Here is a 20,337-nt window from a genome sequence, read left to right on the forward strand (position 1 = left end):
CTGGAGTAGGAGAGGGGCGGCACCGGGGAGGTTATTGGCTTTCCCCGGGGCCCTGGCCCAGCTTCCTCGCGTATAGTATGGTGTAGCCTTTCTTCCGTAGCAGTACACGGGCCTCCCCGAAGACGCTCCTCATAAGCTCTAGGGCCTTGTTGGCCCCCTTCTTCATCACCAGCTGGAGGCTGCCGCCGGGCGCCAAGTGGCGCGGGGCACCGCGTATAATCTCCTCAACGGTCTTCATGCCCGCCGCGAGGGGAGGGTTGGAGAGTATGGCGTCGAACACCATGCCCTCGACGGGCTCGTAGAGGCTTCCCTGCAGCACCGTGACGCGGTCCTCGACCCCGTTGTGCCTGGCGTTGAGCCTGGCCAGCTCCACGGCGCGCGGGTTAACATCCACCATGACCACGCGCAGCCCCAGGTACGCCTTGGCGAGGGTTATGCCTATCACTCCGTAGCCGCAGCCCAGGTCGAGCACCGTGCCCCTCTCGGGCACCAGCGCGTGTTCGATCAGGAGGCGTGTGCCCGTGTCGACCTCGCCCGGGGAGAAGACGTCGGTGGAGACGTAGAACTCCACCGTGACGCCGCGGAGGTGGTCGCTGACCAGCCACCTGGGGCCGCGGCGCCCCCGCGGCCTGAAGTAGTGGCTGGTCAACTCCTCCCACGCCGCTTCCAGGCTTGGGGGTAGACCCCGGGCTTCATTATGACCCGGCGCATCTTCACCGCTATGCCGCGCCGCGCCTTAGCTATCTCCTCGCTGCTCATCTGCGCCACCCCCACCGCCACCAGCTCCCCCTTGAGCGTGAAGAGGGCTACGAGGTCGCCCCGTTTGATGCCCTCGTGGAGCCTCGCTATCCCCGGCACCGCGAGGTTCGCGCCATGGGCTATGGCGTCCACCGCGGTATCGCGTATAACTATCTTGGGCAGGTGGCTCACGGCGTACTCGACGGGCTTGATGTAGCTCCGCAGCAGGTCCTCCTTGCCCTCGTTCTTCCAGCGGTAGAGGGCCTCGCTCAGCTCCTGCAGCCGGACCAGCCCGTGCTGCTCGCGGAAGGGGCCGCTCTTGGTGCGCCTCAGCTCCCTCATGTGGGCGCCCACGCCGAGGATGAGGCCGGCGTCGTGGCAGAGCTTTCTCATGTATGTGCCGGCCTCGCAGAGCACCCTCATGAGCGCGTACCTGCCGTTGTACTCCAGCAGCTCTATCTCGTATATCCTCTTGACGCGGAGGCTTCTCTTAACACTGCTGCGGAGCGGCGGCCTCTGGTAGATCTCGCCCACGAACATGCCTAGAACGCGGCGCAGCTCCTCCTCCGGCACCGGGCGGTGGAGCTGCATTACGCACATGTACTCCTTGCTCGTGTGCACCACCAGGCCTATGACCTTGGTTGCTTCCTCCAGGGCTACGGGGAGGACGCCGGTGACCTTCGGGTCCAGCGTGCCTCCGTGACCCGCCTTGGAGAGGCCGAACATCCTCTTAACCCAGGCGACGACCTCGTGGCTCGTAGGCCCCGGCGGCTTGTCTAGAGCTATGACGCCCAGCCGGATGTGCTGCTCTATCGGCCTCCTCCAGGGCGGCACGCCGTACTCGGGGCTCGTATCCTCCTCAACCTTGACTATCCACCGTCTATCGAGCCCCGCGAACCTGTCAAGGCCCTCTATGAACTCTAGGCCCTGCCTCGTGAGGCTGCTCGACAAGGCTTTCCGGGTCCCCTCCACCCGCTACCCGGGGGAGGACCGGGAGGGGCGGCAGCACTGAATAAACCCCTGGTCAACGAGGCCTCCCGGCTCCACGACTACGCGGGATACCCTGGGAGGGCGCAGGGAAGGAGGGGGCTAGAAGGGTTAGAGTAGGCCGGGTTTCAGCTCTACGCGCACCCTCTCCTTCATGAAGTCTAGGAGCCCGGCCTCCTCAAGCGCCTTTTTGACTTCCTCGTCGCTGGCGCCAGGCTCAATGTTGATCTTCTCGGGGAGCACTTCTATGTGATTGATGTTAGCCCTTCTCCTCTTAACCCCCGAGACGTCCTTGGGCCCGGTTATTAGCACAAAGTTGTCATCTATAATCTCCACTATGACACACTTCCTACCAGCCTCGCGGCCGCGTATCTTGACACAGAGCCTGCCGACCTCTATCGCGGGCACCGCTTCCTCAACCCCCAACCTCTAGGCCCCGGGGGCCGGCGAGCTTCATTTAAGCCTTACCGGCTGCACGCGCCTAGCCTAAACCCCCTTCTTGCTAGCAGCCTGCAGGTGTAGGTCCTTATCATGAAGTACGCCTCCTCTATATCGAGAGGCTCCGTGTCCACTACAAGATTGAAGATCTGCAGGTTGGTTACATCAACCCCGTAGTAGTCGAGGAAGCGGCGCCAGTGCATGTACTCTCTGGCCACGGTCTCCCGGTAGACCTCCTTCAGCGGCCTCCCCTCCCGAGAGGCTATCCTCCTAATCCTCGCCTCGAGCGGCGCCGTCACGTATATCTTGACGTCCGCGACGCCGGCGAGAACCCAGGCGACGAGGTGTCCCTCGAGCACCACGCCGCCCCGGCAGCCCAGCTCCAGGGTCCTCCGGTCTATCTCAAGGTCTATGCTCGGGTCGCTGGCCGCCACGCGGTTGAGCTCCTCCACGCTGACGCCGCGGCTACGCGCCACCTCGCGGAAAATCATGCCCGCGGAGTAGTAGTCTAGGCCGAGGTCCTCCGCCAGCCGCCGGGCGTAGGTGGTCTTCCCGCTACCGGGGGGCCCGCTCACAGCTATCGTGGGGCCCTTCTTCCCGCCGCTGCACCCCGCGCTGATCAAACTGTACGCCCCGGTGGAGTCGTGGAACCCGGGCTGCGAGGATAAGACTGCTTGTAGGCGTGCGGGAGGCGCTGAGCCAGAGAGGGGATGCAGACGCGCCGGAGGGGGCCTGGCCCCGGTGGAAAGCGCTCTGCGAGGCCCCGGGGGGCAGGGGCTACTGGCTTGCCCGGGCTGCGCGCAGCTGCTCTAGGAGCTGGCTCCTTATAGTCTTCTTGAGGAGCTTGGCGAGGCAGCTGGGGCAGATTACGCCCCCGTACATGCGCTCGGGCCTCTTGGCAGTCTTCGGCAGCTTCCTCAGCTCCACGGGGCGCAGCCTCGGCACGCCGTTGAGAGGCCTGCCGCATATAGCGCACCGGGCCGGGCCCGGCCTCCTCTTCTCATAGTGTATCTTCGTCTCGCCGCCTGGAGTCCTCACATACACTCTGCGCAGCGAGCGGCTCCTCTGATGAGGCCTAGGCATAGCCGTGCACACCCCGCGCTAGCCTATACCCCGGGCTCCCGGTCAGCATGCCTCCAGGCTTTCTTAAGCATTAGCACCCCGACGAGGTCATACTGGACCACGGGCAGGGACGCGAGGAAGGCGAGCGCCGCCACCAGCCCGGAGGGGGCCACGCAGACCCCGGAGCCCCCCAGGGTGAGGGCCGGGATGCAGCAGGCCGAGGGGAAGAGCACTGGGCGGATAGTAAATGCGATCACGGCTGCAGCGTAGACGGGGGTGAGAAGGCTCAGGCGGAGCAGGGCATAGCGGCGCACGGTCCTCTGCAGCACCGGCAGCCTAGAGTGCAGCTTCCCGGCCCGCCTCTGGGCCCGCTTATCCCCCCGGCCGCGGAGGCTGCGGTACGTGCTGAGCAGCTGCTCCAGCTCCACGCGGGCCTCGAGATAGGCCGCGCCGGCCACCCGGTAGAATATGGTCTCGGCCGCGGCCACCCCGAGCAGGGCGAGTAGGACCACGTATGCCTCGTAGGCTAGCAGGTCTACGTCCAACAGGGGACCCTCTGCCGTTATGCCGCTCGGGGAGGAGCCGCCGGAGGGAAAGAAGAGGGCCCCGGGGGCTAGCGGAGCATGTAGGCGAGCTCGACTACTTTCCCTGCAGCCACCCGGGGATTGCCCTCAACGTTTTCGACGATGTAGACGCTGGCCGCCACCAGCACCGCGCTCGACATGGCAGCGGAGCGGGCCATGTCGAGCAGCAGCTTTATAGCCTCGACACCTCCTATGTCGCTCCTAACCCTTGTCTTGTCCCTCTGCTGCCTCGCGAGTATAACCTCGGGCGGCGCCTCAACGAGAACTATGGAGTCGGGCCGCAGCTCCTCAACGACGTTCTCGGGCAACCCGGGCCAGTACCCTGTAGACGTCTTGATAACCGCATGGGTGTCTATGAATAGGAAGCCGCGCTCCGAGAGCCCCTGCTCCGCGTCGCTCCTTATGCTCCTGGCGGCGTGCTCCTGCAGCTCAAGCTGCTTCCGGAGGGGGAGGTGCCGCATCTCATCCCGGTGCTTGACCAGCCCCTGCTCCGAGGCTACACGGAACATGTAGTCGCCGAAGTTCACCACCAGGATCTCGCCGCCTCTCTCCCTAATCATCTCCGATACATGGTTGAGCACGGTGGTCTTCCCTACGCCGGGCACGCCCGTCACAATTATTGTTACGAAAGGGTTACGCAGCACCACCGGCCTCCACCCCTCTCAACGGCTCTAGAGAGGCCCACGGCCCGTGGGCCTCCCGTGGGTCTCCGGCTGCCTGACCGCGGTGCAGCCGAGGGCGCTTTAAAAACCTGGCAGGAGGGCTAGCCTCCTATTATCCTCTGAAGTATTGGGTACATCTCCAGCGTCCTCTCGTAGGTCAGCGTCTCGTAGAAGCTATACACTATACCCACTAGCAGCACTAGGCCCGAGCCGGTGCCGTAGGCGCCGAATATGTCTGCAATGATGGCGAGCGCTGTGACGAGCAGCGAGCTTATCACGGTGAGCGGGTAGATGTACCTCGCCAGCACCTTCTCGAGCAGCTTCACGTTCCGCCTGAGCCCGGGAAGCTCCATACCCGATTTTATCAGGTTCTCGGCCTGCTGCCTCGGGCTCAGCCCCGCTATCTCGACCCAGATGAAGCCATAGAGGAGGCCCATCGCCAGCCACGCGAGGGCGAAGATGAGTGTGCGCAGCGGCGTGTGCACGGCGTCGAGGAGGCCCCGCGGCGGCCTCGTGTAATGGTAGAGCACGTAGAGCGCCCTAGAGAGTGGGTCTGTGCCTCCCGTCACGCCGGCTATCATCTGGTAGAATATTGCCAGGTCGGACACTGTTATGGCTACGAAGAGTATAGGTATGTTAGTCACGTATATGAAGTTGAGCGGTATCCTCGTCTTTATGCTGCCGTACCTGGGGCTGGTTACCGGGATGTATACCCTCATTAGCTGGAAGTAGGTGAGCACCATGATTATAGCTATGGTGGCTAGCAGCCCAACGAGATCGGGCAGCCCGTAGCGGAGTATAGCCGGGTCGCCGGTCTTGACCACGTGGACGAGCCAGCCATAGTACTCGGTGGGGTTGCTGCGAACCAGCACGGGGCCTGCGAGGCGCCAGAAGAGGCCCTTAACCACGTTAGCCACTATGAAGAGGCTGAGCGCCGAGCCGATACCCCACCCTTCGCGGACCAGGTCGTCGAACCACATTAGTATGAGCGTGGCGAACACTAGCTGGAGCACGACCAGCGCCTTGATCCCGAGGCCCACCGGGCAGCCTCCACCGCCCAGCGCCGTGGTCCAGAACCGGCAGCCAGCGGCATAGGCTGCTGCCTCGAGGAGGGCGAAGAGTAGCGCTAGGGTACGCTGGGCACCCATGAATATCTTGCGGTCCCTGGGCTTAGTGAGGTCCATCTCTACGAGGCCGCCGCCCACCAGCACCTCGAGCACTATACCGGCGGTCACTATCGGGCCTATACCCAGCGTCATCAACGAGCCCAGGTTCATACCCAGCAGCAGGGAGGCCAGCGCCTGCGTCGTCTGCTGCCGGTAGCCGAGGACGCCATAGAGCGGTATCTCGCTCATAATCAGGTAGAGGAGCACAACTATACCCGTCCACGCCAGCCTGGTCGGCAGAGGGGGCCTCCTAGCAGGCTTGCCCACCGCGGGTATGTACTTTGAGATCTCGGCGAGAGCCTCTAGAACGCCCACTGGAAGCTCGCCTCCCCTAGTACTCCCCGGAGGCCGGCTGGACTCCACATTACAGCACTATTTAAAGAAGCAGCAGCCCGGCCCCGGCGAGCTTCTCGAAGCCGGCATTGGCCCGGGGGAGCAGGAGAAGGGAGCCCGGGGGATGGCCCCGTAAAGAGGGCCGAGAGCTTCTAGGCTGGAGCCCTGCAGGCGTCTCTGGGGTGGGAGGAGGGGCTACTCCTCTCCCTCCTCGCCCGGGACCGCTACCTCGCCGCCGGCCTCCCTTATCTTGCGCACCGCTGACTCGGTGGCTGCAGGCACTATCACCTTGACGGGCCTAGTTATCTTGCCGCGGCCCAGCAGCTTGTTGTAGCCTAGGCTAGCCAGGTCTACCACTATCCTGCCCTCCTCCTCCCTCGCCTTGCCCTCGCGCAGCCACGCGTCGAGCTTCTCGGACAGCTCGCCCACGTTTATAGCATTGATCTTGACCTCGTAGGTTAGGGGCCGGTTGAACCCGTGCTTGCCGAACCAGGTGGGAGCGTATTTGACAACCCAGGTCCACATGTGCTTATGCATGCCCGCTGCACCGAAGCCTCCACGGCTGCCGCTGCCGCGGTGCTGGCCTATACGGCCCCAGCCCATGGTCCTCGTGCGGCCCCTTAGGTGCCTGCTCTTCCTCCTGCGGCGGACGACCAAGACCGCCTCCCCTCGCGGGCCGCGTCTAGAGCATTCTCCTTATAAGCTCGTTTATCGCGGGCCCCCGGTAGCCCAGCTCGCCGCCAGCCCCGTAGGGCTTCTTTATGCTCCCCCGGAACCCGCCGCGCGGCGGGTGCAGCCTAAACACAGGCTTGATCAACCAGATCTTCCTCCTCTTGTCGTATAGCCGGTGGAGCACTATCTCCGCCCTGAGCAGCTTGTCGGCAAGTTCCTCTATGCCTCCCTTGAGGCCCAGCTTCTCGCGGACATAGTCATCGGTGAGCGGCTTGTTGCCTGGCACCCTGCCGCGGCGGCGCAGCAGCTCTATCAGAGTCTCCCTGTCTATCTCGCCCCAGGTAGCCCAGTCCTTGACCTTGTGGAGCATCCCCCATATGCCGGGAAGCGTGGAGGGGTAAAGGACCAGGTGGAACTTTCGGTGCAGCCGCAGCAGAGCCAGGGTGTGCTCCACGTCCGGGTGGACATCCACCCTGCCACGTATCCTTATTACCGCGTAGAGCCTCACCTGGCTAGCCTGAGCCTTCTCCCCCTCGGCCATTGATACCGCCACGGCGTGCCACCCCGCTCGGCCTCTGGAGGGCATGGGCTAAGGGCTCTGCGAGCCCTAAACCAGCGGCCTGGAAACCGGAAGGATTTAACATAGGGTGCGGCCACGGGGCTCTAGGCTGTGCCGGCCCGGGCCCAGTCGATGGGGGTCACGAACTTGTAGGTCTGCTTGAGCGCGTTATAGGTGGCCTTCACGAAGTTGAGCGTAGTCCTTGTATCACCGCGGGTGAAGCTCCAGACGTCCTTTATCCCGGCCATGCGTAGCACCACCTTCGCGGCATCGCCGGCCACTAGCCCGGTGCCTCGGGGCGCGGGCTTCAGCACTATCTCCACGCTGCCGCTCTTACCCCGCACTGTGAAGGGCACGCTGTGGGGCTGATCGCAGAGGCACTCCCAGCTGCCGCAGCCACGCCTCACTGGGATTATGTTGAGCTTTGCGTTACGCGTCGCCTTCTCTATCGCTGTGCGGAGCTGTCTAGCCTTCCCCTGGCCGACGCCGACGAAGCCGTTCTCATTACCTATGACCACTACTACCCTGAACCTGTTAATCCTGCCTGCGTCGGTCATCTTCTGGACCAGCCTAACGTCGACGGTCTCGGACTTCAGCTCAGGGCCTATGAGGTAATCGACTATCTCCGGCTCGAGTATCGGCAGGTTGCGCTCGAATATCTCGCTGAGGCTCTGTATCCTTCCCTCCTTCACCAGCCTGCCTACGAAGGTACGGGGCTTCCACTCCTGCTCAAGCTCGTAGGGCGAGACGCTCATTGCGAGGCAGCCTCCTTGGCAGCCTTTACCTTCCCAAGAACGTCGCGGTAGTCCTCCAGTATTTTATTCTTAACCTCCTCAAAATGCTTGGGTAGGTCCTCCGGCTTTAGCCCACGCTTTAGGTAGAGGCCGAACCTCCGCTCGTACAGCTCCGGGTTCTCCTGCGCGAGCATAGCAGCATACTTGGCTACATGCTCACCCCGAATCCTGTACTCCTCTGGCAATATCTCCTCGCTGTGGGGTATCTCGAGGCCAGCGTCCACCGCCCCCTTCATGGCAGCAAATACCCTGGAGCCCTTCACTGGCCGGTGCAGCCCAATGTCGAGAACCGCGTAGGTTATGCCCGCGCGGAGAGCGCGCAGCCCGGCGAGCATGCCAGTCAGGTAGGCGGCCGAGGTGTTCTTGGTGCCGCCAAGCCATCCATAGCGCTTGACAAGCTCCCTGCTATGAGCAGCCGCCACCGTGACATCGCCCTGAGGCTTAGCTATAATCACCTGAGCCCATATGTACTGGTTGGTCCTCCTCACAACAAACCGAGGCTTACCCGAGAGCACCATGACATAGCGCTTGTAGTAGTTGGTCTTACCCTCCCTACGCCGCCTCCTCGGCACCTTATACCTAGGACCATGTGCCATGTCTGTCCACCAGCCCTAGCCGTGCACCCGGGGCGGAGGCCCCGGCAGCACGAGCCCTAAATAAATACAAGCCATGCACGCGGGAAAGCCATGCAGAGAGGAGAGCAGGACCGGGAAGGAGGCCGACGGGTGCGCCGGCGGCCTACTTCCTCACGCTCGTCGGGTACCCGTGCTCCTCGAGCCAGCGCTTCAGCGAGGCGAAGGTGGGGAACATGCCGCCCTTGGCCCACATGTAGAGCTTCCGGTATGTCCTCCGGTCTATTACCCCGTGGTCACGGAGGAAGCGGAGGTAGCGGCGCATCTTCCTTATCCTGCTGGCCCACTCCTCCTTCGGGTCCCGCCGGGCGGTGGCCTCGCCCTTACGCCTCCCGTAGCCGCGATGCCTGCCCCTCTTACGCGCCTCGTGGCGCTCCCGCCAGCGGCCCCGGGAGGGGCTGTGAGCTGGCTTAACCCTGATAACACCCTCCTTGATGAGCCTGCGTACCTCGTCCCTAGTTATAGCGCTGGCAACATCCTCTATTCTTGCAGGGTCTATCCATATCCTTGACTCGCCCACCCCGAGTATCTCCGCCGCAAGCCTACGCTGCATCGACAGGTCCTGCGCCAAGGGCCCGCCACCTCGTTAACCCTGCCCGAAACCCCGGGAGGGGACGCCGGAGGCCGGGAGGGGTATAATAAAGGAGAGGACTAGGCGTTAGCTACCTTGAAGCCCTTCTCCCGGGCCTTCTTCAGTATCTCTAGCCTCTTCCTCAGCCCAACCCCGGCGGCGATGTAGACTATGTGCCTCGAGGGGTCCAAGTTCTCCAGCTCAGCAGGGCTCGATACCCGCACCGGCTGGAGCCCCGTAGGGTGGAAGCCGCGGACCGCGGCGGGGGAGCCGTAGCCTATCTCGACCATTGGCTGCCTGCCCTTCAGCTTCAGCCTGATTGGGTTGTCAATGCCCTTAGGCCTACGCCACTTGGGGTCATTCTTGAACTTGGGGAACTTCCACCAGAGGGTGCGTAGGAACTCGGGCTTCTTGGACTTGAGCCTCTTCCTTACACGGAGCAGCCTCTCCACATCCTGGTTCGCCATTACTCAGCCACCCCCTTCTCGTAGATGTATATGCCGTCGAGGAAAACGCGTCTATCCTTATCCTTCACCTTAGTTGCCTGCTCTATGTTAGCTGCGGTCTGCCCTACAGCCTCTATATCGATACCCTCCACTATAACGTCATCCTTCTGGACCTTCACTGTGACGCCTGGCATTATCCTTGCTATCCTAGGCGCCTTCTCGCCTAGGAAGTTCTCTATAACAACCTTGTCGCCCTGCACCTTGACTGTTACCGGGAAGTGGGAGAATACCACCTTGAGCTTGTACCGGAACCCCTTGGTGACACCAGTTATCATGTTCTCTATATGGGCTGCAATTGTGCCGACCAGCGCTTTCAGCCTCCTATCGGCAAAGTAGCTCTCAATAACAACCTTCCTGCCCTCCTCGTCCTCGTCGACACGTATAATCACGCCTTTGGCGTGGGAGAAGTCCCTCGTGAGCTCCCCCTTCGGTCCCTTGACTGTTACCTTCATGCCGTCGACGCTTACCTCCACGCCCTCCGGTATAGGCACCTCTTCAACCACGTGGGTTATCTTGGGCATCCCTCCACACCCTCAACATGGCTAGACACGAGCTCCCAGGCGGCTGGCGGCGAGCTGGGAGGAGAGCTGTTCAGGAGTAAAACCCGGTATTGTAGGCGCTCGGCACCTTAGTAGACGTAGGCCAGGAGTACGCCGCCTATCTTACGCTCGAGAGCCTCCCTGTGTGATATGACGCCCTGGCTAGTAGATATTATCAGTATCCCGATGTCCCTGCTGGGCAGGTACTTGCGGAGCCACTCGGGCATCCTTATGAGGTCGCGGTACTTGACCGAGTACCTGGGCTTTATCACGCCAGCCTTGTTTATACGGCCCAGCAGCCTTACCCTGATCTTGCCCCAGCGGCCGTCATCGATGTACTCGAACTCGCCCACGTAGCCTTCACGCTGCATGACGCGCAGCACGTTGGCTATCAGCTTGGACGCGGGCATTATCACTACCTCGGGCTTAGCCCTCATCTCAGCATTGACTATCGCGGCCATAGCGTTCGCGAGGGTATCAAGCATCACCATGGCTCGGCCACCTCGAGGCTCATGCTACATGTACTTGCGGAAACCCAGGCTGACTGCAAGCTCGCGGAAGCACTGGCGGCAGAGCATGAGGCCATACTTCTTTATCACGGCGTCGCGGCTGCCGCAGCGCTGACACTTGTAGGCACCGCGGCCATATCTCACAACCTTGGGCGGCCTGTACTTGCCCATACCACCGCACCCGCGTGAGGTGGCCACTTTCACCTGGGCTCTATAACTACTCCGAACATCTCGTGGAGGAGCACCATTGACTCCTCCTTGGTCACTCTATGGCGCCTCGGTATCCTGCTGCGGGCCCTCCTCCTCCTAGCCACGCGGTAGCCGGGCCTCTCAACAGTCACCACAACATCCATACCGAAGACGCCTATTTCGGGGTCGTAGCGTACGCCGGGGATCAGTATATGCTCCTTTATCCCGAAGGCCACGTTGCCGAACTCGTCGAACTGGCTGGCCCGGAGCTTGTTGCCCACCGCCTGCAGAGCCTTGCGGAGGAACTCTACCGCCCGCCCGCGGCGTAGAGTAACCACCGCCGCTATGGGCTCCCCCTTCCTTATGCCGAAGTCTCGTATGGTCCTCTTAGCTCTCCTGACCGAGGGCTTCTGCCCAGTGAGCATCTCTAGTACTCTGACGGCCTTCTGCAGCCTCTCACCGGACTCGCCGACGCCGATGTTCACAGTCACCTTGACGAGCCGCGGTTTCAGCATAGGGTTCTGCTCCCAGCGGCGTTTGATCTCCTCAACCCGCTCCGGGGGCAGGGGGAGGGAAGAGGACTCCTGGGCGGCGGCTAGCTGGCTCATTTCCACGCACCCTCGGGCAGGCTTATCCAGGGCTCCTCTCCGGGCGGTGCGATCACGAAGATGTAGTCCAGGCTTGTCTGGAGCTTCTCGCCGCGGGCGTCCTCGAGGGTCACTATGCTCCTCTTCCGGCCGATTCCACGCTGTATGGATACCACCCTGCCGACGCGGCCCACGTTCCGGCCACCCACCACTATGGCAAGGCTGTCCGTCTCCAGCGGGGCGTAGCCGAGGAGCTCCTGCTGGGGTAGGCTTATCTTGACAGTGCCCAGGGTGCGGTACTCCTTAGCCTCCACCGGGTTGGTGGGATCCGAGACCCGTATCAGCACATTTCTCCCATCATGCAGGTGCAGCTGCACGTGGCCGCCCTTCACTGTGGATTTGTCCTCTATCCTGCCTAGCTTGAAGCCAGCCTCCTCCCTGGGTATGGGGTGGAGGGTGAAGAAGCGCACCGGGTAGGGCAGTAGCCGGTAGGCCTCACCCGTATCTACTATCTCGACTACATCCATGAAGCCCACAGGGTACTTGTAGTTCCTCCTAACCCTGCCATCTATCTTGAAGTGGCCCTCGGCTATCAGCTTCCTGGCCTCCCGGCCGGTCTTGGCGTAGCCGAGTACATCTCTCACCAGTATCAGCAGCGGTATCGACCTCTCCACGGGGTGGGGCCCCGGCGAGGGCTTCACGGTGAAGACGCCGACTCGCTGCCTCACGGGCCAGAACTTAGGCGCAGCCAGCGTCTTGAGGTGCCTACGCCCGCCCATCCGCGCCATTGTGTGCCACCTCGTTAACCCTACTGCTGGGCCCCCTGCTCCCGGCCCCCTATAGCCTGCTCTCCCCCGCCACGGAGGAGGGCGAGCTGGGCCTCGCGCTGCTTGCGCTTACGCTCTATTATCTCGCGGCGCCTCTTGTCGTCAAGGTTGAGCGAGACTATCATGACCTTGGAGGGGTGGAGCGGGTAGTACCTGGGCTCGCCCCTGGCATTATTCACGGTGACACCGTCAACGTATATCCTCATGCGGCGCAGGTCTACCTTGACCACCTTGCCCTTGTGGCCCTTGAAGTCGCCCCTCATCACTACTACCTCGTCACCCGTCCTCACTGGAAGGCTGCGTATACCATACTGCCTGCGCAGCTCCGGGCTTAGAGGCGCCGCCATGAGCTTCTGCCTCTTGTGGAGGGGAGCGTTGAAGAGCGCCCTCCTCTGCTTCCTCGGCTGCCTGGACTTGACCCACCTCACACCGACCACCCAGAGCTATATTATTATACTGGCTATGTTGGCTACCCTGGGCCAGCGCTCGGCAGCCTCCCGGGCCACCGGGCCACGGATCTCACTGCCCTTAGGGGCGCCGTCAGGGCTCACTATAACCACAGCATTGTCCTCGAAAGCCACCCAGGTGCCGTCGGGCCTCCGATACGGCCTCCTCTGCCTAATCACTATAGCCCTTGTAACCTGCCTCCTCATCTCCGGCGTGCCCTTCTTCACGGTCACAACAACCATGTCGCCGACTGCCGCCGGAGGGATCCTGCGGAGGCGGCCACGGTAGCCTATCACACCTATAATCATGGCCTCCTTGGCCCCGCTGTTATCGGCAACCCTGACGTAGCTGCCCACCTGCAGGCCGGGAGCTATGTGCCGCCTGGATCCTGCGCCTGCACCGCCCTTGGGCATAGAGGCTGGCACCCCCAGGTGTCGAGGCCCCCAAGCGCCTAGAGCTATTTAAAGATGGCAACAACGTAACCTTCATTGGTTCCTTCAGCTCATGGTCTTCCTGCCCACGACGCCCAGGACCACGAAGTGTACTGTCTTTGCCAGCGGCCTGGTCTCGCCTATCACCACAATATCGCCCGGCTTAGCGTTGATGCAGGGCGGGTTGTGGGCATGTATCCTGCTCCTCCTCTTCTCGTATCTCTTGTACTTCCGGTCATAGTAGACGTACTCACGCTCCACAACCACGGTGTTCTTCATCTTAGCCTTGACCACGACGCCCGTCAGTACAAGGCCGCGCACCCGCACCCTGCCATGCCAAGGACACTTGGAGTCGTTACACGTCCTCTCCGGAGGGTTGACCCCAGGTATACCTACGCTTCTCACCCGCGCGGACAAGCCATCCTACCCCCTTGCTCCTCTCCAGCCGCTTGAGCCGCTCAGACTGCACACCCCGTATTTCTTCCCCTCGTACAACAACCCAGCTGCCGCCCGGCAGCTGGATTAGGAATATAGCATTTGCCTTCGAGACCCAGAGCCTCCGCCCATCGGCCTCCAGGAGGAGGCCGCGCCGTGTCTCTAGCAGAATTCTACCCTCGACACCACGGAGACCGGGGTCTGGATGGAGGAGCACACGGGCACGGAGGCCGACAAGCGTATGGAAAATAATGTTCCACTCGGTGTGCCTCAAGACCTTTTGCCCGCTACGTGCTGCTGCTTAAGCTCCTCCTCCCGCATCACGGTGAGTATCCTTGCTATAGTCTTCCTTATGGCGCGTATAGCGCCGGGGTTCTCGAGGGTACCCACCGAGGCCTTTAGACGGAGCTTGACCAGCTCCTCCCGGAGCTCCTCGAGCTTCTTGAGCCTCTCCTCGGGGCTCATTTTACGTATATCATCGGTCCTTATCATGTACTTGGCCACCGGGGCCACCCCTCCAGGAGCCTCTCTAGGGAGGCGGGAGAAGGGCTAGACTTTGGCCTCCTCGGGCTCCTCCTCTTCCACAGCCTCAGCCTCCTCGCTGGGGGCCTCGGCCGCAGCCTCCTTAAGCTTTTCAGCCTCAGCTGCGCGGATCTTCTCTAGCTCCTCGCGCACCTCCTCTATGAAGTCCTTGGCTTCCTCGGGCTCCTTGATCCGGACGTAGTCGCTGGGCTTAGCAGGTTTAACTATAGTGACCTCTATGCCGAAGGTGCCGGGCTTTAGAGTTATATGCATCACGGCGCGGTCAACCATATACTCTACCTGGTAGCCCGTGGAGTACACCTTACCCACGCGGACCTTCTCGTACCTAGCCCTCTCGGTGCGCAGCTTACCGCTTATGATTATCTGCACGCCTATGGCGCCTGCATTCAGTATGCGGCGGGCCATAACGTTTGCCACGCGGCGGTAGTAGGCACCTCTCTCAAGGAACACCGCTATCCTCGAGGCGGCGACCCGAGCGTTCAGGTCAGGGTTCTCCACGCGGCGTACAGTTATCTGCGGGTTCTGGAGCCCAAACTGGTGCTCAAATATGGCGGCTAGCTGCCTTATCGTCTCGCCCCTCCTGCCTATTATCATTGCAGGCCTCTCAGCGTCTATGAACACCTTCGTGCCCAGGGGGAACTGTATTATCTGCACGCCAGCGTAGCCGGCGCGGTAGAAGCGCTTGGCGAGGTACTCATCTATCCTGGCCTGGGCTATAGCCTTCTCGACGAAGAACTTCTTCACGAGCACCATCGCTACTCTTCCTCCGCCACAACCACTTCTATATGGCTATACTTCCTGAACCTGGGGCTCGAGCGGCCGAAGGCACGGGGCATCCACTTCTTAATCACGCGGCCCTTATGCACGCCTATATGTACGATGCGAAGCTTCTCAGTATCAAGCCCCTTTACCTCGGCGTTATTGGACACGCTCTCGAGGAGCTTGAGCAGTATGCGTGCAGCCTTAACAGGGTAGCGTCCCACTGGCCACCTGTACCTGGCCGCAAGCCCGCGGTGGTGAGCCTGCTTCCCCATGTACCTGCGGACCGGTATGGGCTCCTTACCAGCCGCTACCCGCTCAAGGAGCCGCTTCGCATCCTCTAGCCTCATGCCGCGCAGGAGCCGTGCAAGGTCTATAACCTTCTTGTAGGATATGGGCGCGTCCCACATCACAGCCTTAGCCGAGCGCTCCTCGTCAACCCTCACCGAGTAACGCCATACCGGCAAGACCTAAGCCACCCTCCCTGCTGCCACATCCCCCGGGCGGTGAGCCGCAGCCCTGCACGCCTAAATAAGTGAATAGAGCCCCTGGGACACGGGTAGTCCAGTGCACTCCCCGGGGGGATGAGCGCGCTGACCTGCACCGAGGCTATGCCGGGATGAGGAGCGGCTTTAGAGAGGTGCAGCGACCCCTACATCTCCTCCCCTCATCCCTCAGGGAAGCGTGTAAGGGGGGCCGTGACGCCTAGGGGTGGAGCCTCCACGCGCTCACCGGGCCCCGGGACACGGGGCACTCGCGCGGGCCTAGCTCCCGGTGTTGGGAGAGAGGCTGGGGGTTTCAACGCTTTCCTGGGGAGAGGCTAAGGCCTGGGGGACCCGGGGAGGGGTGCGAGCGGCGCGTCGCCCCTAGAGGAGGACCTGGAGGAGGCGGAGGGAGGGGGACGCCCAAAAGCTAGAGCATGCCTAGCCTAGCGGCCACGTCGCTGGCATTGTAGCCCCGGGCCAGCTTGACGTAGGCCTTCTTCTCGCCGCGGGGCGTTATCAGCGTATTAACCTTCTCGACCTTGACGCCGAAGGCTTGCTCAACAGCCCTCTTTATGTCGTGCTTAGTGGCGCTTCTGGCCACTATGAAGGTTAGCGTGTTCTGCTCCTCTATCAGCCTGAGAGCCTTCTCGCTCTGCACCGGCCTTATTATGATGCTCCAGGCGCTCACGCCGCCCACCTCCCTATGCGAGTATTATGCTATCAAACCTCTTGGCGAGCGCTTCCAGCGCGGATCTAGACACCACGGTGAGCCTGCCGGGCACACCGCCGGGGGCCAGCTGGAGCACGTTCACGTGCCAGGGGTCGGCGACGTCGACCCCTGGCAGGCCTGCAACCGCTCTCGCTAGCGGCGAGGTGTGGCTGCCAAGTATGAACAGGATGCTGCGCGGCGTTATGTAGCGCCTACCCCTCCTTTTGCCCTTGCCGGCGCGTATCCTGGTCCTCTCCTTAGCCCTCTCTATGTCCGGCCACACGCCCAGCTTCTCCAGGAGGGCCCTAGCGTCGCGGACACGGGATATAGCCTGCTCAGCCTCATCCTCTATGACCACTGGCACTGCCTCGGAGGTGAAGCGGTGGCCCCGCCTCTCCACAAACTCTCTCCTCGCCGTGGCCGCTAGCGCGGAGGCGGTGGCTAGCCTCTTCTCCTTCTTGTTTATCTCCTCGTGGATCCTCTTCTCAACCCTAGGCGGGTGAGCCAGGTGGCCGCCCACGGCAGAGTTTATGAAGGCCGCACGGCCCAGCCCGGGGATCCTCGGCACCCTTGCTATGCCCAGGCCGACGCCAAAGCTCCTGGCAGTGGTCCTCTTACCGGCCATCGGGTCGCGGCCCTTAGGCTGGAGCCTGGCGGTGAACTCTGAGAGGAAGGCACGCCTTATCAGATCAATGCGGACTGGCAGCCCGTAGACCCTAGGCAGCTTCACCTCGCCGGATTTCTCGCCAGACGCGCTGTACACCGGCACCGCCGGGGGCTCCTGGGCCAGGAGGAATACCATTGAGCCGAGCCTGCCAGGCATAGTTCATCCACCTCGCGGGTGGGGGTTAGTTGCCCTGCTTGCTCTGTAGGCTGATGTACGTGATCTTGGGGGCGGACTCGGGGGTCCAAGAGGGCCTGACAGGATGGCGGAGCACTATTGGCCTCTTGGGGGTGCCTGGTATGCTGCCGGCGAGCATGACGTAGGTGCTCCTCACTATGCCGTAGTGGGGGAAGCCTCCGGATGGGGTTACCTCCAGGCCGTTGTCGCCTATCCGGAGTATCCTCTTGTTGTACTCCGTCCTCCTATGGAACCCCATCTGGCCGGGCTGGGGCACCTCGCTCCAGGAGAAGGTGGTGGCGGGGCCCCTGCTGCCGGGACCGCTGCGGCTCCCCTTACGGTGCTTATGCCATCTCGGCAGCTCCTTTACGCCATACCTCTTTATTACACCCTGGAAGCCCTTACCCTTGGTAACCGCTATCACGTCGACTAGCTGGCCTTCTCTGAATACGCTCCTAACGTCTAAGGGGTTGCCCAGGAGCTTTACCGCATAGCCAAACCTGTCCTCGATACCCTTGCCACCGCCTATCTTTATCTCTATGAGGTCGGGCTTCTTCTTGCTAAGACCGCCCACGAGCCTAGGCTGGGTCGCAGCTATTATCCTCACGTCGTATACGCTGCCAAGCTTCTCCTCGAGCTTCTTAACAGCCTTCTCGGCGTCGGGGAACCGTAGCCTGGGTATAACGCGGTTTAGGCCGAGCTTGTACTTCTCCTCAAGGGTTTCGGGTTGGGCCCAGGCCTCTCCGAGGGTGTAGAGGCCTATGTTGGGGTCATAGCCGTAGACGCGGACTGCCGTCACTATCATGGGCGGCGTCTCCACTATCGTGACGGGCACGAATATCTCCCTGCCGTGCGTGAGCGAGCCAGGCTCATCGTCTATGACGAATACGTGGGTCATGCCCGCCTTGTAGCCTAGGAAGGCGAGTGGCAGAGGATTCTCACTCTCTACGTTAGGCCAGCTCTTAACCCGCGGCACGATACTTGAAGCTCTCTTACGTGGCCTTACAGCTAGACTGCCCCTACGAGGCGCGTGCTTCTTTCTTGCGCCCACTGGTCACCACCGCCGCTAGAGCAGCCCCATCCCCCACGCGGCCTCCGGCTACTAGCTTTTAACCCTAAGCCCGCGTTGGCTAGATCTACTCCAGGAAGAGGTTCAGTATGGATAGGGTGGCGGCGAGCGCCTCCTCGACGCGTACCGTACGGGTTCCCTGAAGCGGCACCGTGTTGTATATCCTATCCACCGACTCCTCCAGCACCATGCCCTCCCGCCTCGCCATCTCGTGAAGTCCCGCGTCGGGCGCCCCTAGGAGAACCGCCACCCCTCCCCGGGCCCGAGCCTCCAGGGAGTCGCGCCTCAGCTTCTCAGGAGTCACGGCTTCCCCCAGCCTACTTGTAGCAATCCGCAGGAGTCCCCGGGTGGCCTCCAGCGCGCCTCGGAGCCCCCTGGCCAGCTTTACTGTGAACCCCGTGTAGACCCTCTCCTCCCCCGGCTGGAGGATGCGGATCCGGGGCGGCTCCAATGAGATGATCTCCACCAGCACTCTCCTGCTGTGGAGGCGGCCAGGCTTTCTGCACCTAACCGGCCTCCCGAGGCCTGCCTCGAGCACCACTGCGTCGCCGAGATCGCGTATCACGAGCGCCTCGCGCACCTCACCAGCACGGGGGCCTCCAACCCCGTGGGTGGGCAGCTGGAGGGGAGGAAGGACGCCCGCATACCGTAGCTCTGGTTTGAGCGGGTATAGGAGCTTCCGGAGATAAGGTGCTGTCGCTATGTACTCCAGTATCTCTCTTAGCAGCTCCGCGTCTCTTTCAACCCCTGCCCTGTCCACGTATATGATGAGCCTGGTGACGCGGAACACGGCTAGCAGCCTAGCTAGTATCCCTGCTTTCACCGTCTTGAGGAGGAGGGTATGCTCTGTGGAAAGGTAGGAGGCTGGAACCGCGGCCACGAGTTCTAGCCTGCGGGGAGGAGCAGGCAGGGCAGCCATCCCTTTACCTATCCTCTGGCCGATCTAAGCCCTCCCGCGGGACACCGCTAAAAAACCGGCATAGGCTCCAGGGATTCGATACTGGCGGGTCAACGCTCGCGCTTGCCTGCGCGGCGCTGCTGCTTGCTCTTCTTGGCTGTGGACTCCTCCTTGGACATGAAGAGGCTGGTCCTCTGCCTACCGCCCATGCAGCATACCCGTGGTGGCTCACCTGGGCCCGGCTTAGGTACATTACTGCTTCGCTACAGCGTATAGGCCCCTGGGGCCGGTGACGTGTTTGCCGAGTGCTGAGCGGACAAGCCGTGCTGAGTAGACCCCTTCTACCGAGGCCCGCCAGCGGCTCTGGGGGCTCAGACGGGTTCAGCTCGTCACTGCCCTCGGGCGGCTAGGCGTTTGCACCCCTCATCACTGCCCGGCGATGGTCCAGCGGTCCTGGTAAAATACTGGAGCAGCTGAAGCCCGGTTTAGCCCAGGGTGCCTGGGCAGCATGGCCCGCGGGCTGCCTGTATTCAAGTGTCTCTTCTGCGAGCACTGCTGCTACTTCTCCGAGGAGTATGAGATGCCTGTAGTGTACCCCTGGGAGAAGAGGAGGCTTGAGGAGATAGCCTCGGTGCTGGGCGCCAAGCTCAGCTTCAAGCCGCTCCAAGTCTACATGGATGATGAGGGTAACTGCGCTGTCGCCCTCTACAGGTGGGTGATAAGGGGATTCTGCCCCTTCTTTGACCGGGCCACTAAGAGGTGCAGAATACACGAGGACAAGCCTCTTGCATGCAAGATGTACCCGATATTGCTGGAGATGCCCTCCGGCAACCTCCTCGTATCTGGGAAATGCGACTGGGTTAAGAAGCAGGGCCCCCAGCTCATGGAGAGGCTTGCCGCACGCCCAAATGATATACCCCGCGTATTCCCATCCGAGTTCGAAGCTGCCAAGAAGGCTTTCATAGAGTTCCTCACAATAGCCTCCTTCACAAAGGCGCATAGGCTGAGGCCGGTAAACGTTAATAAGCTAGAGGACTGCAAGAGCGTTGTAGACATGGACGACTACATGGCGAGGTTCGAGTAGGCTTGGGCAGGAAGAAGCGGCTCGTCAGGGTGTTCTTCAACACCTACTACGAAGATGTGGCGAGAGATGTGGTCAAGGGTCTAGAGGGCCTGGGTTACCCGGTGAGGATGTCGGCCTCGAGAGTTGTGCCGGAGCTATACTACGCTGAGATAGAGGTTGGAGAGGGTGATCTCGGTAAGGCTGTAGAAGAGGCGCGTAGGCTTCTCGAGGAGGCAAAGGCTAGGCATGGCGGCCTCCTTTTCGGGGTAAAGGTGTATGGTGTAGACGCGTCCTCGGAGTGA

The 20,337-nt window shown here is 61.9% G+C and carries 32 protein-coding genes; 2 read left to right on the top strand and 30 right to left on the bottom strand.

Going from position 1 to position 20,337, the window contains the following annotated elements; translation table 11 throughout:
• Nucleotides 1-31: 31 nt before the first annotated feature.
• The 30 genes from ACZ42Y_RS04550 to ACZ42Y_RS04695 form a co-directional block, all read right to left on the bottom strand.
• On the bottom strand, nt 32-649 hold the full coding sequence (locus tag ACZ42Y_RS04550; RefSeq protein ID WP_464735171.1) for a class I SAM-dependent methyltransferase: 618 nt from the start codon (nt 647-649) through the stop codon (nt 32-34).
• Nucleotides 646-1,689 (bottom strand): RNA-guided pseudouridylation complex pseudouridine synthase subunit Cbf5, encoded by a 1,044-nt coding sequence (locus tag ACZ42Y_RS04555; RefSeq protein WP_083494540.1) that lies wholly within the window; start codon nt 1,687-1,689, stop codon nt 646-648. Before ACZ42Y_RS04555 ends, ACZ42Y_RS04550 begins: the two co-directional genes overlap by 4 nt.
• A 147-nt stretch (nt 1,690-1,836) precedes the next feature.
• Nucleotides 1,837-2,133 carry a 50S ribosomal protein L14e gene (locus tag ACZ42Y_RS04560; RefSeq protein ID WP_058371063.1) on the bottom strand — a complete coding sequence of 99 codons (297 nt, stop codon included), beginning with the start codon at nt 2,131-2,133 and terminating at the stop codon, nt 1,837-1,839.
• A gap of 56 nt (nt 2,134-2,189) precedes the next feature.
• Complete coding sequence (cmk, locus tag ACZ42Y_RS04565) at nt 2,190-2,783, bottom strand: (d)CMP kinase (protein ID WP_083494605.1); 594 nt, start codon at nt 2,781-2,783, stop codon at nt 2,190-2,192.
• 157 nt (nt 2,784-2,940) lie between these two features.
• Nucleotides 2,941-3,246: a 50S ribosomal protein L34e gene (locus tag ACZ42Y_RS04570; RefSeq protein WP_058371062.1), complete on the bottom strand. Its 306-nt coding sequence runs from the start codon at nt 3,244-3,246 to the stop codon at nt 2,941-2,943.
• A gap of 23 nt (nt 3,247-3,269) precedes the next feature.
• Nucleotides 3,270-3,770, bottom strand: a complete 501-nt coding sequence (locus ACZ42Y_RS04575) for a hypothetical protein (RefSeq protein ID WP_058371061.1) — start codon at nt 3,768-3,770, stop codon at nt 3,270-3,272.
• A 68-nt stretch (nt 3,771-3,838) separates the two neighbouring features.
• Nucleotides 3,839-4,456, bottom strand: coding sequence for an adenylate kinase (locus tag ACZ42Y_RS04580; protein ID WP_464735172.1), 618 nt, complete (start codon nt 4,454-4,456; stop codon nt 3,839-3,841).
• Nucleotides 4,457-4,572: 116 nt separating this feature from the next.
• Nucleotides 4,573-5,952 carry a preprotein translocase subunit SecY gene (gene secY, locus ACZ42Y_RS04585; RefSeq protein WP_464735173.1) on the bottom strand — a complete coding sequence of 460 codons (1,380 nt, stop codon included), beginning with the start codon at nt 5,950-5,952 and terminating at the stop codon, nt 4,573-4,575.
• Nucleotides 5,953-6,165: 213 nt separating this feature from the next.
• Entirely contained in the window at nt 6,166-6,627 is a 462-nt protein-coding gene (locus tag ACZ42Y_RS04590) for an uL15 family ribosomal protein (protein ID WP_058371058.1), read from the bottom strand.
• Between the two features lie 25 nt (nt 6,628-6,652).
• Nucleotides 6,653-7,183 (bottom strand): 50S ribosomal protein L30, encoded by a 531-nt coding sequence (locus tag ACZ42Y_RS04595; RefSeq protein ID WP_058371433.1) that lies wholly within the window; start codon nt 7,181-7,183, stop codon nt 6,653-6,655.
• A 122-nt stretch (nt 7,184-7,305) separates the two neighbouring features.
• Entirely contained in the window at nt 7,306-7,956 is a 651-nt protein-coding gene (locus ACZ42Y_RS04600) for a 30S ribosomal protein S5 (RefSeq protein ID WP_058371057.1), read from the bottom strand.
• Nucleotides 7,953-8,591 carry a 50S ribosomal protein L18 gene (locus ACZ42Y_RS04605; protein ID WP_058371056.1) on the bottom strand — a complete coding sequence of 213 codons (639 nt, stop codon included), beginning with the start codon at nt 8,589-8,591 and terminating at the stop codon, nt 7,953-7,955. Before ACZ42Y_RS04605 ends, ACZ42Y_RS04600 begins: the two co-directional genes overlap by 4 nt.
• Before the next feature lie 142 nt (nt 8,592-8,733).
• Nucleotides 8,734-9,180, bottom strand: coding sequence for a 50S ribosomal protein L19e (locus ACZ42Y_RS04610; protein ID WP_058371432.1), 447 nt, complete (start codon nt 9,178-9,180; stop codon nt 8,734-8,736).
• A 98-nt stretch (nt 9,181-9,278) separates the two neighbouring features.
• The gene (locus ACZ42Y_RS04615; protein ID WP_058371055.1) at nt 9,279-9,665 is read right to left on the bottom strand and encodes a 50S ribosomal protein L32e; all 387 of its coding nucleotides are present in this window, start codon (nt 9,663-9,665) and stop codon (nt 9,279-9,281) included.
• Nucleotides 9,665-10,225, bottom strand: a complete 561-nt coding sequence (locus ACZ42Y_RS04620; RefSeq protein ID WP_058371054.1) for a 50S ribosomal protein L6 — start codon at nt 10,223-10,225, stop codon at nt 9,665-9,667. Before ACZ42Y_RS04620 ends, ACZ42Y_RS04615 begins: the two co-directional genes overlap by 1 nt.
• 107 nt (nt 10,226-10,332) lie before the next feature.
• Complete coding sequence (locus tag ACZ42Y_RS04625; protein WP_058371053.1) at nt 10,333-10,734, bottom strand: 30S ribosomal protein S8; 402 nt, start codon at nt 10,732-10,734, stop codon at nt 10,333-10,335.
• 24 nt (nt 10,735-10,758) lie between these two features.
• Nucleotides 10,759-10,923, bottom strand: a complete 165-nt coding sequence (locus ACZ42Y_RS04630; RefSeq protein WP_058371052.1) for a 30S ribosomal protein S14 — start codon at nt 10,921-10,923, stop codon at nt 10,759-10,761.
• Nucleotides 10,924-10,952: 29 nt separating this feature from the next.
• Complete coding sequence (locus ACZ42Y_RS04635) at nt 10,953-11,549, bottom strand: 50S ribosomal protein L5 (RefSeq protein WP_058371051.1); 597 nt, start codon at nt 11,547-11,549, stop codon at nt 10,953-10,955.
• Complete coding sequence (locus ACZ42Y_RS04640) at nt 11,546-12,316, bottom strand: 30S ribosomal protein S4e (protein ID WP_058371050.1); 771 nt, start codon at nt 12,314-12,316, stop codon at nt 11,546-11,548. The genes ACZ42Y_RS04635 and ACZ42Y_RS04640 overlap by 4 nt, the downstream gene beginning before the upstream one ends.
• 20 nt (nt 12,317-12,336) lie before the next feature.
• A complete protein-coding gene (rplX, locus tag ACZ42Y_RS04645; protein WP_058371049.1) occupies nt 12,337-12,783 on the bottom strand; it encodes a 50S ribosomal protein L24 in 447 nt (148 codons plus the stop codon).
• A gap of 15 nt (nt 12,784-12,798) precedes the next feature.
• On the bottom strand, nt 12,799-13,215 hold the full coding sequence (locus ACZ42Y_RS04650; RefSeq protein WP_058371048.1) for a 50S ribosomal protein L14: 417 nt from the start codon (nt 13,213-13,215) through the stop codon (nt 12,799-12,801).
• An 84-nt stretch (nt 13,216-13,299) separates the two neighbouring features.
• Complete coding sequence (locus tag ACZ42Y_RS04655; protein ID WP_058371047.1) at nt 13,300-13,650, bottom strand: 30S ribosomal protein S17; 351 nt, start codon at nt 13,648-13,650, stop codon at nt 13,300-13,302.
• Nucleotides 13,589-13,942 (bottom strand): ribonuclease P protein component 1, encoded by a 354-nt coding sequence (locus ACZ42Y_RS04660; RefSeq protein ID WP_058371046.1) that lies wholly within the window; start codon nt 13,940-13,942, stop codon nt 13,589-13,591. The genes ACZ42Y_RS04655 and ACZ42Y_RS04660 overlap by 62 nt, the downstream gene beginning before the upstream one ends.
• Nucleotides 13,939-14,160 (bottom strand): 50S ribosomal protein L29, encoded by a 222-nt coding sequence (rpmC, locus tag ACZ42Y_RS04665; protein WP_070807927.1) that lies wholly within the window; start codon nt 14,158-14,160, stop codon nt 13,939-13,941. Before rpmC ends, ACZ42Y_RS04660 begins: the two co-directional genes overlap by 4 nt.
• Before the next feature lie 57 nt (nt 14,161-14,217).
• On the bottom strand, nt 14,218-14,964 hold the full coding sequence (locus ACZ42Y_RS04670; protein ID WP_058371045.1) for a 30S ribosomal protein S3: 747 nt from the start codon (nt 14,962-14,964) through the stop codon (nt 14,218-14,220).
• A 2-nt stretch (nt 14,965-14,966) separates the two neighbouring features.
• The gene (locus ACZ42Y_RS04675; protein ID WP_058371044.1) at nt 14,967-15,437 is read right to left on the bottom strand and encodes a 50S ribosomal protein L22; all 471 of its coding nucleotides are present in this window, start codon (nt 15,435-15,437) and stop codon (nt 14,967-14,969) included.
• 445 nt (nt 15,438-15,882) lie between these two features.
• Entirely contained in the window at nt 15,883-16,143 is a 261-nt protein-coding gene (locus ACZ42Y_RS04680; protein WP_058371043.1) for a 50S ribosomal protein L23, read from the bottom strand.
• 13 nt (nt 16,144-16,156) lie between these two features.
• Nucleotides 16,157-16,987, bottom strand: a complete 831-nt coding sequence (rpl4p, locus tag ACZ42Y_RS04685; protein ID WP_083494539.1) for a 50S ribosomal protein L4 — start codon at nt 16,985-16,987, stop codon at nt 16,157-16,159.
• 25 nt (nt 16,988-17,012) lie between these two features.
• Nucleotides 17,013-18,056 (bottom strand): 50S ribosomal protein L3, encoded by a 1,044-nt coding sequence (locus ACZ42Y_RS04690; protein WP_058371042.1) that lies wholly within the window; start codon nt 18,054-18,056, stop codon nt 17,013-17,015.
• 85 nt (nt 18,057-18,141) lie between these two features.
• On the bottom strand, nt 18,142-18,993 hold the full coding sequence (locus ACZ42Y_RS04695; protein WP_058371041.1) for a putative RNA uridine N3 methyltransferase: 852 nt from the start codon (nt 18,991-18,993) through the stop codon (nt 18,142-18,144).
• Between the two features lie 487 nt (nt 18,994-19,480).
• On the opposite strand from ACZ42Y_RS04695, the gene ACZ42Y_RS04700 reads away from it, so the two are divergent.
• Both ACZ42Y_RS04700 and ACZ42Y_RS04705 read left to right on the top strand, forming a co-directional pair.
• The gene (locus ACZ42Y_RS04700; RefSeq protein ID WP_058371040.1) at nt 19,481-20,056 is read left to right on the top strand and encodes a YkgJ family cysteine cluster protein; all 576 of its coding nucleotides are present in this window, start codon (nt 19,481-19,483) and stop codon (nt 20,054-20,056) included.
• A gap of 2 nt (nt 20,057-20,058) precedes the next feature.
• The gene (locus ACZ42Y_RS04705; RefSeq protein WP_058371039.1) at nt 20,059-20,337 is read left to right on the top strand and encodes a hypothetical protein; all 279 of its coding nucleotides are present in this window, start codon (nt 20,059-20,061) and stop codon (nt 20,335-20,337) included.

It is taken from the genome of Pyrodictium brockii, assembly GCF_055379715.1.